The 11006-nt window shown below is 70.2% G+C and carries 10 protein-coding genes; 8 read left to right on the forward strand and 2 right to left on the reverse strand.

What is annotated here, in order from left to right:
- Positions 1-106 precede the first annotated feature (106 nt).
- Positions 107-931 (forward strand): alpha/beta fold hydrolase, encoded by an 825-nt coding sequence (locus EW117_RS18720; RefSeq protein ID WP_129788214.1) that lies wholly within the window; start codon positions 107-109, stop codon positions 929-931.
- Between the two features lie 61 nt (positions 932-992).
- Here the strand turns inward: EW117_RS18720 and EW117_RS18725 are convergent, their stop codons facing one another.
- Positions 993-1964, reverse strand: coding sequence for a sugar-binding transcriptional regulator (locus EW117_RS18725; RefSeq protein ID WP_165362770.1), 972 nt, complete (start codon positions 1962-1964; stop codon positions 993-995).
- Between the two features lie 138 nt (positions 1965-2102).
- Between EW117_RS18725 and EW117_RS18730 the strand changes: the two genes are divergently transcribed.
- Genes EW117_RS18730 through EW117_RS18745 form a run of 4 tightly spaced genes read left to right on the forward strand, consistent with a single transcriptional unit; the run spans position 2103 to position 6550 of the window.
- Positions 2103-3536, forward strand: coding sequence for a sulfatase family protein (locus EW117_RS18730; RefSeq protein ID WP_129788216.1), 1434 nt, complete (start codon positions 2103-2105; stop codon positions 3534-3536).
- 54 nt (positions 3537-3590) lie between these two features.
- Positions 3591-4568, forward strand: a complete 978-nt coding sequence (locus EW117_RS18735; protein ID WP_129788217.1) for a Bug family tripartite tricarboxylate transporter substrate binding protein — start codon at positions 3591-3593, stop codon at positions 4566-4568.
- Positions 4561-5007, forward strand: a complete 447-nt coding sequence (locus EW117_RS18740) for a tripartite tricarboxylate transporter TctB family protein (RefSeq protein ID WP_129788218.1) — start codon at positions 4561-4563, stop codon at positions 5005-5007. Before EW117_RS18735 ends, EW117_RS18740 begins: the two co-directional genes overlap by 8 nt.
- A gap of 46 nt (positions 5008-5053) precedes the next feature.
- Positions 5054-6550 (forward strand): tripartite tricarboxylate transporter permease, encoded by a 1497-nt coding sequence (locus EW117_RS18745; RefSeq protein WP_129788219.1) that lies wholly within the window; start codon positions 5054-5056, stop codon positions 6548-6550.
- A 19-nt stretch (positions 6551-6569) separates the two neighbouring features.
- Here the strand turns inward: EW117_RS18745 and EW117_RS18750 are convergent, their stop codons facing one another.
- Positions 6570-7547: a LacI family DNA-binding transcriptional regulator gene (locus EW117_RS18750; protein ID WP_129788220.1), complete on the reverse strand. Its 978-nt coding sequence runs from the start codon at positions 7545-7547 to the stop codon at positions 6570-6572.
- Between the two features lie 189 nt (positions 7548-7736).
- On the opposite strand from EW117_RS18750, the gene EW117_RS18755 reads away from it, so the two are divergent.
- The 3 genes from EW117_RS18755 to EW117_RS18765 are packed head-to-tail and all read left to right on the forward strand — an operon-like array spanning position 7737 to position 10877.
- On the forward strand, positions 7737-9089 hold the full coding sequence (locus tag EW117_RS18755) for an ABC transporter substrate-binding protein (protein WP_129788221.1): 1353 nt from the start codon (positions 7737-7739) through the stop codon (positions 9087-9089).
- Positions 9086-10042, forward strand: a complete 957-nt coding sequence (locus EW117_RS18760; protein WP_242504373.1) for a carbohydrate ABC transporter permease — start codon at positions 9086-9088, stop codon at positions 10040-10042. The genes EW117_RS18755 and EW117_RS18760 overlap by 4 nt, the downstream gene beginning before the upstream one ends.
- Complete coding sequence (locus EW117_RS18765; protein ID WP_129788222.1) at positions 10035-10877, forward strand: carbohydrate ABC transporter permease; 843 nt, start codon at positions 10035-10037, stop codon at positions 10875-10877. The genes EW117_RS18760 and EW117_RS18765 overlap by 8 nt, the downstream gene beginning before the upstream one ends.
- Positions 10878-11006: the final 129 nt, after the last annotated feature.

Consider the following 11006-nt stretch of genomic DNA (forward strand, 5'->3'; position numbering starts at 1 on the left):
TCGTCGCCTCGACGTCGGATCCTGGGAAGTAAGCCGGGCCGGTGCCGGCCCGCCGGAGCCCTCCCTCGTCGAGATGGCTCCCCCCACAGCGGACGGAGACGGAAGCATGCCGAAGGTAGTCACGGATGACGGTGTCGAGATCTTCTACAAGGACTGGGGGAGCGGGCAGCCGATCGTGTTCAGCCACGGCTGGCCGCTGTCGGCGGACGACTGGGACACGCAGATGCTGTTCTTCGTCCAGCAGGGCTACCGCGTCATCGCCCACGACCGGCGTGGCCACGGCCGGTCGACGCAGGTCGGCGACGGCCACGACATGGACCACTACGCGGACGACCTGGCCGCGGTGACCGCGCACCTGGACCTGCACGACGCCGTGCACGTGGGGCACTCCACCGGCGGTGGCGAGGTCGTGCACTACATCGCGCGGCATGGCGAGTCCCGGGTGGCGAAGGCCGCGATCATCTCCGCCGTGCCCCCGCTGATGCTGCAGACCGAGGCCAACCCCGGCGGCCTGCCCCAGAGCGTGTTCGACGACCTGCGGGCGCAGCTCGCGGCGAACCGCTCGGAGTTCTACACGGCGCTGGCCTCGGGCCCGTTCTACGGTTTCAACCGGCCGGGCGTCGAGATGCGCGAGCCCCTGGTCCGCAACTGGTGGCGCCAGGGCATGACAGGCGGCGCCAAGGCGCACTACGACGGCATCAAGGCGTTCTCCGCGACCGACTTCACCGAGGACCTGCGCAGGATCACGGTGCCGGTGCTGGTCATGCACGGCGACGACGACCAGATCGTCCCCTACGCCGACTCGGCGCCGCTGTCGGCCGAGCTGCTGCAGAACGGCACGCTGAAGACCTACCAGGGCTTCCCGCACGGCATGCCCACCACGCACGCCGACGTCATCAACGCCGACCTGCTGGAGTTCATCGAGTCCTGACCGTCACACCGATCGCGCGTGCTGCGGCGGGCCGGGTGGATGCGCGTGCCGAGGACCGCTGTCACGAGTCGAGCAGCGCCCTCGCGAGCGACTCGTCGACGATGAGGACGTCCACGAGCCCACCCCGGACGGCGGCTCGCACCGCGTCCACGCGGTGGGCGCCGAAGCACGTGCCGACGACGTTCGGGATGGTGCGCAGCTGGCCGAGGGTCGGACCGACGATCCGCTCGTCGACGCCGACGTCGAGCGGCCGCCCTTCGTCGTCCATGACGCGTCCGGAGATGACCGCCGCCGCGCCGGCGTCGGCGGTCCGCTGCACGAGGTCGGCCGGGAGCAGCGGCAGGATGGATGATCCCTCCTTCGTCCACGTCCCGATGCCGACGACGGCGTGATCGGCTCGCATGGCGCGCTGCATCACGTCGGCGATCTCGGGCGACGACAGGAGCGAGGCCGCGATGTCCCCGGTCGGGGCGACGAGCGGGGCATAGACGGGATACGCCGTGCCCCCGGCCGCGCGGGCCACCTGGCGGATCACCTCGACCGATCCCACCCGGTCGCCGGTGAACGTCAGGGCACCGGCGAGCTGGACGACGTCGCAGGGGGCGAGGCGTTGCAGCCGGGCCGGCATGGCCTCGACGACCCTGGACCAGCCGATCGCCAGCGACTCGCCAGGGCCGACCGCTTCGCCCAGGTACGTGGCGAGTGCCTGCGCGACGGCCCCGACGCCGGCGTCGGGCCGCAGCGCGCGCCCGGGGGCGATCACCACCTGGCGGAGCCCCAGGGCCTGCTGCAGGCGCGCGGCGAGCCCGCCCCGCGACTCGTCCTCGTCCTCCACGCGGATCGTGACGAGGCCCTGTTCGCGGGCGTCGTTGAGCACCCGGGCGACCTGCCAGCGGCTCAGTCCGGTCTCCTCCGCGATCTGCACCTTCGAGCGGTCCTCGAGGTAGTACGCCCTCGCCACCTCCAGCATGACCGCCCTGCTGACCGACTCGGTTCGTCTCCGCGCATCCACCACGCCGTCAGTATCGCACATCTGAGCACTACAAAGCATCACTATTGCGCGATAGGTCGCACGTCCCTACACTCCCAACAAACGAGCGTTCCTTGCAGTGCTCTTCTGTGCACTGCTCTTCGGTGCGCTGATTGCCGAGACGTCCAAAGGGGGACATCGATGCCGGCCGACCGTCCGAACATCGTCTTCATCATCACCGACCAGCAGCGGTTCGACACGATCGCCGCGCTCGGCCACGAGCACGCGATCACCCCGCATCTCGACCGCCTGGTGCGGCGTGGCACGACGTTCACCCGCACCTACGTGACGGCGCCGTCGTGCGCACCGTCACGGGCGAGCCTGTTCACCGGGATGTACCCGCACACGACGGGGGTGCTGAAGAACAACGACCCGTGGAACCACTCGTGGGTCGAGCAGCTCGCGGACTCCGGCTACCGCTGCGTCAACGTCGGCAAGATGCACACCTACCCGTACACGGCGAGCGTCGGCTTCCACGAGCGGCACGTCGTCGAGAACAAGGACCGGTCGAACCCGGCGCTGCCCTTCTTCCTGGACGAGTGGGACAAGGCCTTCCGCAGCCGGGGCCTGGTCAAGCCGGACCGGGCGACGAAGTACCGGGCGCTCGAGGACTATCACGAGCGGCTCGGCGCGTTCGAGTGGGAGGCGCCGGACGACCTCCACGTCGACAACTTCGTCGGGGGCCTGGCCGCGCACTGGCTCGACGTGTATCCCGGTGGCGAGCCGTTCTTCCTGCAGGTCGGCTTCCCCGGCCCGCATCCGCCCTACGACCCCACCGTCGAGGCGATCGCGCGGTACGACGGCGTCGCGATGCCTGCGGCGCACGACTCGCCGGAGGACCGCGCGAGCCAGCCGTTCGCGGTCAAGGACCTCATCCGCGACAACCTGGAGGTCGACCACGACGGGATCGTGCATCTCGAGCACCCGACCGCCGACCAGGTGGACCGGCAGCGCCGGTACTACATGGCGAACGTGACGATGATCGACGAGCAGGTCGGGGCGATCGTCGATGCACTCGAGCGGCGCGGTGTACTCGACGAGACCGTCATCATCTTCACGTCCGACCACGGCGACTGCCTCAACGATCATGGCCACATCCAGAAGTGGTCGATGTACGAGCCGAGCGTGCGCGTGCCCGCGATCGTCGCGGGACCCGGGGTCACCGCGGACCGGAGGTTCGACGGCCTGACGTCGCTCTTCGACCTCGGGCCCACCATCCTCGAGCTCGCGGAGCTCACACCGCCGGCCTGGATGGAGGCCCGCTCGCTGGTCCCCGCGCTCCGTGGCCAGGACTTCGAGGGCCGCGAGTTCGCGTTCTCCGAGCACGCACGCGACATGATCCTGCAGCAGACCGCCCTGATGACGATGGTCCGGGACGAGCGGCACAAGCTCGTCGAGTTCGTGGACCACGACGACGGTCAGCTGTTCGACCTGCAGGACGACCCGCACGAGATGGTCAATCTCTGGGACGACCCGGCGCACCGCGAGAACCGCGACCGGCTCTCGCGGGTGATCTCGCGGTGGCGCGCCGAGAGCGAGCTCCGCACGGCGTCATGGACCGCCGCATTCCGCTGATCGCCCGACGGCGGCCACAGGACCCGATCGAGACCGTGACGAAGGAGTGACGAGATGAAGAAGCACACGAACCAGGCCCTGAGTTTCGCCGTGGCCACCACCGCCCTCGCGGGCCTGGCCACGGGGTGCAGTACGAGCGGCGCTTCCGCGGACGGCGACTGCGGCACCATCACCATGGTGGTTCCCTACGCCGCGGGCGGGAGCTCGGACGTCGTCGGGCGCGCACTCGCGGATGCTGTGAGCAGCACCGAGGGGACCCGCGTCGAGGTCGTGAACCAGACGGGCGCCAACGGCACGGTCGCCGCCACGCAGATCGCGACGGAGCGTCCCGACCCGTGCGAGGTGATCTACCTGCCGACCGGCCCCTTCGCCTCGATGCCGTACTTCCAGGACGTCCAGTTCGAGCCGGCGGACTTCCGCGGGATCTACGCCGTGAACGAGGAGCCGATCATCCTGCTCGTCAACGCCGCGAGCGACTGGCAGAGCATGGCGGACCTGCGCGCCGACGCCGACCGCCGGTTCACCTACGCCAGCTCGGGGACCGGCAGCTACACGCAGCTCGCGGTGGCGCAGACGTTCGCGGATCTCGGGGCCGAGGCCGAGGGCATCCCGTTCGACGGCTCCGCCCCGGCGATCACCGCGCTCCTCGGCGACCAGGTGGACGCCGTCGCCGTGCACCCCGGCGAGGCGATGCAGTACCTGGAGTCGGGCGACCTCCGGGCGATAGCGGTCTTCGGCGACGAACGGCTGGAGAGCCTGCCCGACGTGCCGACGGCGGCCGAGCAGGACGTCGACATCGAGCTCGCGGTCGCCAAGGCGCTGTACGCGAACGCGGACATCCCGGACGAGGCGGCCGCGGAGCTCGAGCGGATCTTCAGCGCGGCCGGGGAGTCGGAGGACGTCACGAACACCCTGGCGACGCTCTACTCGGAGCCGTCGAGCGTGCCGACGGACGAGCTCGTCCCGACGCTCGAGGCCGAGTACGAGGAGAACGGGACGACGTTCGCCGAGCTCGGGCTCATCGATGAGTAGCGCGGGCGACGCGAGGCAGCGCGTCCTCAAGCCGGTCGGCGCGGCGGTGCTCGCGCTCCTGGGTGTGGGCGCGATCCTCTCGGGCGTGGCCTTCGGCGCCGGATCCGTGGACAGTCCCGGCCCCGGGATGTGGCCGGCGGTGCTGGGCGGCGCCCTCGTCCTGAGCGCCGTCGCGTTCCTCGTTCTCAACCGGGACGGCAAGGAGGGAGCCTTCGGGCGGGAGGTGTGGAACGCGCTGATCGTCGTCGGATCGATCGTGGCGTTCGTGCTGCTCTTCGAGCACGTGAGCTTCCTGCTCGCCTCGGTGGTGCTCCTCGCCGGCTGCCAGGTCGCCGCGGGCGCGACGCGATGGCTGACGATCGCGATCACGTGCGTCGTGGGGACCGGCGCCGCGTGGCTCCTGTTCTTCGTCGTCCTCGGCGTCACGACGCCGCTCTGATACCTCTCCCGGCCCGCCCGGCCACTCACCGTTAGGCAGCACAACCATGGACGACTTCCTTCTCGGGCTCGCGACGGCCCTCACCTGGCAGAACCTTCTCGTCGTGTTCGTGGGGGTGCTGGTCGGCAACCTCATCGGCGTCCTGCCGGGCCTGGGTTCCGCCGGCACGATAGCCCTCCTGCTCCCGATCACGTTCGCGATGCCGCCCGAGTCGGCGATCATCATGCTCGCGGGCATCTACTACGGGTCCGCGTACGGCGGGACCATCACCTCGGTGCTGCTGAAGATCCCCGGCGAGGCGACCACCATCGTCACGACGTTCGACGGCTACCAGATGGCGCGGAAGGGTCAGGGCGGGGTCGCGCTGGGCATCTCCGCGATCGGTTCCTTCGTGGGCGGCACCATCGCCATCGTCGGGCTGCTGTTCCTCGCCGCGCCCATCGCGGAGCTCGCGCTGGGGTTCGGCCCCGCCGAGTACACGCTCCTGGCGCTGACAGGGATCGTCCTGGTCGCCTATCTCGCGAACGGAGGTCTGCTCCGCGGGCTGGTGGTCGCGGCGCTGGGACTCCTGCTCGCCACGATCGGCACCGACCCCATCACGGGCACGGCGCGCTTCACGTTCGGGATCCCGGAGCTGGGCGGCGGTATCGAGTTCGCGGCGGTCGCGATGGGACTGTTCGGCATCGGCGAGCTCATGCACACGATCGAGGAGTCCCGGCGCAACCCGGCGGCCTCGCTGGAGTACGGGCGAGTGCTGCCGAACCGGACGGAGCTGAGGAGGTCGACGGCTCCCTTCGCACGGGGATCGGTGATCGGCTTCCTGCTCGGAGTGCTGCCGGGCGGCGGCGCGACGATCGCGTCGATGGCCTCCTACGGTGTCGAGAAGCGGGTGTCGAGGACGCCGGGCGAGTTCGGCCGCGGCGCGATCGAGGGCGTGGCCGGCCCGGAGACGGCCAACAACGCGGCGGCGAACTCGTCGTTCATCCCGCTGCTGAGCCTGGGGATCCCGGCGAACACCACGATGGCCGTCATCTTCGGCGCGCTCATGATCCAGGGCATCACCCCCGGCCCGCAGCTCATCCAGACGAACCCGGAGCTGTTCTGGGGCGTCATCGTGTCGATGTTCATCGGCAACATCGTGCTGCTGGCCCTGAACATCCCGCTCATCCACGTCTTCACGAGGCTGCTGAGCGCCCCGATGCGGCTGCTGGGTCCGCTCACGCTGCTCGTCACGCTCGTCGGCGTGTACAGCATCAACAGCTCGATCTTCGACGTCTGGGTGGCGCTGGCGTTCGGGGTGCTCGGCTACGTCATGAAGAAGTTCGGCTTCGAGGTCGCGCCCCTGGCCCTCGCCTTCGTGCTCGGCCCGCTCCTGGAGTCGAACCTGCGGAGGGCGCTGCTGCAGTCGGACGGCGCCTTCTCGATCTTCGTGACGAACCCCGTCTTCCTCGTGCTGGTCGGCGGCGCCGTCGCCTGGGCAGTGCTGGGGTGGAGGGGCCGCCGCCGTGCGGTGGCCCGCGAGGAGGTGGACGTGCCGAGCTGAGCCGGCTCGGCAGTCCTCGTCACGACGCCGGGGCGCCCAGCATGACCGGGCGGGACGGCTGGATCACGCGCTGCGCCGGGCCGGCCTCGCCGCGGATGCGGTCGACGAGCATCCGTGCGGCCATGAGCCCCATCTCGCGCGGGTGCAGCTGCAGGAGGAAAGTGTCGTCGATCGGTGAGGTGACGAACGGCAGGTCGCCGATGATCCCGAGCTGCGCGTGCGGGCCGTCGCCGGCCGCCAGCACACGCAGCGCGCCGACCCCCACGAGATTGTTCGTAGCCAGTACCGCCTCCGGCGGCTCGGGCGCGGCCAGCAGCTGGGCCATCGCCGTCTCGCCGCCGTCGACGCGGTAGTTGGCGTAGACGAGGAGGTCGTCCGGCGCGGGCAGGCCCTTCTCGTGGAGGGCCTCGCGCCAGCCGTCGGCGCGAGCCTTGGCGGTGGGGGTCGCGCGGGGTCCCGTGATGCACGCGACGCGCCGGTGTCCCCGGTCCACGAGCGCCTGGGCCGCCCGGCGGCCGAGGTCGACGTTGTCGAACAGGACCTGGTCGACGTCGTCCGGGACCGCGCGGTCCACGACGACGACCGCGCGGTGTCGCTCGGCGAGCCGGGCCAGGAGAGCGGAAGGGCCTGCGGGGGCGAGGATGACGCCCGCCATGTTCTCGTCGTCCGCGATTCGCAGGTAGTGCTCCTGCGTGTCGACGTCCTCGTCGGTGTTGCACAGCACCACGGAGAGTCCTGCCGCGCGTGCCACGTCCTCGACGCCGCGGGCGAGGGACGTGAAGAACGGGTTCTCGATGTCGGGCAGCACGAGCGCGATGAGCTCGGAGTGCTGGCGGCGCAGGGAGCGCGCCGTCCGGTTGGGCGTGTAGCCCAGCTCCGCCACGGCGCGGCGAACCGCCGACTCCATGCCGGGGCTCACCGACTTGCCGTTGAGCACCCGCGACACGGTCGCGGTCGACACCCCGGCCAGGGCCGCGACCTCCTTGATCCTCGTCATCCCACCCCTCCCCGTGACCTGGACACCCTATGGGAGCGCGGGGTTGACACCCTCCGGGGTGCGTCCCTAGCCTCCTGTAATCGATTACACCGCGAATTTCACCCGACGTCGCGGTGCACCCGAGTCCTGTCGAAGGAGACATGACATGTACGCCTGCGAGGCGCTCGTACCCGTCCGGCGGGGCCCACGATGAGCAGTCGACAGATCAGCCGCCGGGACGTGCTCCGGCTCGGCGCGGCGGCGTCGGGCAGCCTCGGTGTCGCCTGGGCGACGGCGGGCTGCGCGCCCAGCTCCGGCGGGGGCGCGGGGCCGCTGCAGTTCTGGCAGCAGTACGCCCCGGCGCCCCAGCAGGACCCAAATCTCATAGCCCAGAGCCAGTGGTTCCTCGACGCGACCCGGCGCTGGGCGGACGCGGGGGAGCGGCCGGTGGACATGGTCTACATCCCCGCCTACACCGACCCCACGAACACACGGCTGACCACCGCCTTCGCCTCGGGCGACGGGCCGGACGTGTTCCTCATCTCGCCCGGGGACTTCCTGCGGTACTACAACGGGGGCGTCCTGACCGACCTGACACCGTACCTGACCCAGGAGGCGATCGACGACTTCTACCCGGACGCCCTGGCCACCCGGACCGTCGACGGCAAGATCTACGGGCTGCCGATGGAGCAGGAGCCCCTCGCGATCTTCTACGACGTCCCCGCCTTCGAGGAGGCAGGCCTTGCCGAGGGCGACCTGCCCACCACCTGGGACGAGATGCTGGAGCTCGGCCGGCGCCTGACGGGCGGCCAGCGTGCGGGGCTGGTGCTCGACACGACCCCCAGCTACTACCAGAACTTCACCTTCTACCCGTGGGTGTGGCAGGGCGGCGGCGACGTCGTCGACCCGGACACCCAGCGCCCGGCGATCGCGTCCGACGCCGGGGTGCAGGCGCTCGGCCTGTTCCGCGACGCCGTCCTGTCCGGGGCGTCGCCCCGCACGCTGCCCGCCGGCGGCGACCTCGTCGGCGCCTTCACCAACGGGTACGCGGCGATGTGGCAGACCGGCGTCTGGCAGGTCGAGGCCATGCGGCAGAACGCCCCCGACCACCCGTACGGGATCTTCCGGCTCCCGGCACCCGCGGGCGGGGAGTCGGTCACGGTCCTCGGCGGGTGGGCCTGGGTGGTGAACAACCGGGGCCGCGACCCCGAGTCCGCGGCCCGGTTCACCGTCGAGGTCATGGGGTCGGTGTCGAAGGCGTCGATAGATGCCGCCGTCCAGTGGAACGGCGTCGCGAAGGGCAACGTGCCCGCCCGCCGGTCCGTCACGGAGGCGATCGGCAACTCCGGCGCCTTCGAGAGCCCCGTCCTGCAGCAGTTCCGCGACGAGATCCTGCCGACCGGGCGGGGCGAGCCGCGCTATCCGCCGGTCATCTACAAGGCCGTCTCCAACGCCATCCAGAACTCCATGCTCGGCGGGGCTGACCCCCGCAGGCAGGCCGATACGGCGCAGGCGGCCATCGAGAGCTACCTGCGAACCTACGAGGGAGGGACGCTCCTGTGAGTGCCTTCACTGTCTCGCGCACGGCGGGCCGCGCCCGAGTCGGGTCCGCGCGAACGAGCACCCCCGGCAAGGCGGCGCAGGAGCGACGGCAGCGCCGCGCGGCGTTCTGGTTCCTGCTGCCCGACTCGCTCGGGCTGCTCGTCTTCGTCGTCGTGCCCATGATCCTGGCGGTCGTGCTCGGGTTCTTCCGCATGGACGGGCTCGGCTCGTTCGAGTTCATCGGCCTCGGCAACTACGCCCGCATGGCGGGCGACCCGCAGTTCTGGAGCAGCGTACGGATCACGCTCCTGTACCTGATCGGCGTCGTCCCCGCGATCTTCGTCGTCGGCCTGGCCCTCGCCCTGCTCGTGCAGCAGCGGATCCCGTTCGTCGGCGCCATCCGCAGCGCGCTGTTCGTGCCCTACGTCATCAGCCTCGTCGTCGTGGCGATGGTGTGGGAGTTCATGCTCTCGGAGCGCACCGGCGTGGTCAGCCGCCTGCTGGGCGCCCTCGGCATGAACGACCTCGCGTTCCTCGGCGAACCCAGCCTCGCGCTCGGCACCGTCGTCGTCATCACCGTGTGGTTCCAGATGGGCTACTACATGGTGATCTTCCTGGCCGGCCTGCAGGACATTCCCGGCGAGTACTACGAGGCCGCGCGGATCGACGGTGCGAACGCCTGGCAGCGGTTCCGCACCATCACCCTCCCGCTGCTGCGCCCGACGAGCTTCTTCGTCGTCGTCACCGCGACGGTCAGCGTCATCACCGGAGGGCTCGACCTCGTGTTCGTCCTCACGGGCGGCGGACCCGCCGGCTCGACGACGCTGCTCATCTTCTACGTCTACGAGCAGGCCTTCCTGTTCGGCGAGCTCGGCTACGCCGCGGCGATCGGCTCCGTGCTGGTCGTCGTGCTGCTCGCGTGGTCGGCGCTCATGTTCGCCGTGACCCGAGGAGGACGGTTCGACAATGACTGACACCCGACGCCGCGGCCAGGACAGCCGCTGGACCCGCCCCCGCGTCGCGCTCATGATCCTCGGGATCGTCCTGGGCCTGCTGACGATCTTTCCCCTGGTCTGGATGATCACCGGCTCTCTCAAGACGCCGGCCGAGGTCAACAGCGCATCGCTGTGGCCGGCCGACCCCACCCTGGACAACTACCGGTACGTCTTCACGCAGGTGCCGTTCCTGCGCTACATGCTCAACAGCCTCGTCGTGTCCGCCACCGTCACCGTGCTCGCGCTGTGGTTCCACTCGATGGCCGCGTACGCGCTCGCCCGCCTGAAGTTCAAGGGCCGGGACACGATCTTCCTGCTCATCTTCTCGACGCTCCTGGTCAGCCTGCCCGTCATCCTCATCCCCACCTTCGTCGTGGTGCGCAGCCTCGGGCTCGTCGACAGCTACGCCGGACTGATCGTCCCCGCCATCTTCAACGCCTTCGGGATCTTCCTGCTGCGCCAGTTCTACGTGTCCCTGCCCGCCGAGCTGGAGGAGGCGGCGCTCGTCGACGGCGCGAGCTACTGGCGCATCTACCGCAGCGTCATCCTGCCGCTGTCGAGACCGATCCTGTCGGCGCTCGCGGTGTTCTTCTTCCTGGCGAACTGGAACTCGTTCGTCTGGCCGCTGACGATCACCTCCGACCCGGACCTGCGCGTGGTCCAGCTCGGCATCGCGACGTTCCAGCAGCAGTACGTGGGGGACTGGAACTACGTGCTGGCCGCGGCCACCGTGGCGGCGCTGCCCACGCTGCTGATCTTCTTCTTCTTTCAGCGGCAGATCGTGGAGTCGATCAAGAACGCGGGCTTCAAGTGACCGGGCCGGATGCCTCTTACGGGCTGGGTGAAGGCGTCGGTGTCGGCGGTGTCTTCCGGTCACCACTCGGCGCGGGGGCAGGGGTCGGCGGGGCCTTCGATGGGCTCGGCGACGGCGCGGGCGTGGGCT

Origin of the sequence: Promicromonospora panici (assembly GCF_900608595.1) — a bacterium.
Lineage (GTDB): Bacteria > Actinomycetota > Actinomycetes > Actinomycetales > Cellulomonadaceae > Promicromonospora > Promicromonospora panici.

Bases quoted from the DNA above. Each gene is read 5' to 3' on its own strand.
- EW117_RS18720 (WP_129788214.1), top strand. From the start codon at position 107: ATGCCGAAGGTAGTCACGGATGACGGTGTCGAGATCTTCTACAAGGAC.
- EW117_RS18725 (WP_165362770.1), bottom strand. From the start codon at position 1,964: ATGTGCGATACTGACGGCGTGGTGGATGCGCGGAGACGAACCGAGTCG.
- EW117_RS18730 (WP_129788216.1), top strand. From the start codon at position 2,103: ATGCCGGCCGACCGTCCGAACATCGTCTTCATCATCACCGACCAGCAG.
- EW117_RS18735 (WP_129788217.1), top strand. From the start codon at position 3,591: ATGAAGAAGCACACGAACCAGGCCCTGAGTTTCGCCGTGGCCACCACC.
- EW117_RS18740 (WP_129788218.1), top strand. From the start codon at position 4,561: ATGAGTAGCGCGGGCGACGCGAGGCAGCGCGTCCTCAAGCCGGTCGGC.
- EW117_RS18745 (WP_129788219.1), top strand. From the start codon at position 5,054: ATGGACGACTTCCTTCTCGGGCTCGCGACGGCCCTCACCTGGCAGAAC.
- EW117_RS18750 (WP_129788220.1), bottom strand. From the start codon at position 7,547: ATGACGAGGATCAAGGAGGTCGCGGCCCTGGCCGGGGTGTCGACCGCG.
- EW117_RS18755 (WP_129788221.1), top strand. From the start codon at position 7,737: ATGAGCAGTCGACAGATCAGCCGCCGGGACGTGCTCCGGCTCGGCGCG.
- EW117_RS18765 (WP_129788222.1), top strand. From the start codon at position 10,035: ATGACTGACACCCGACGCCGCGGCCAGGACAGCCGCTGGACCCGCCCC.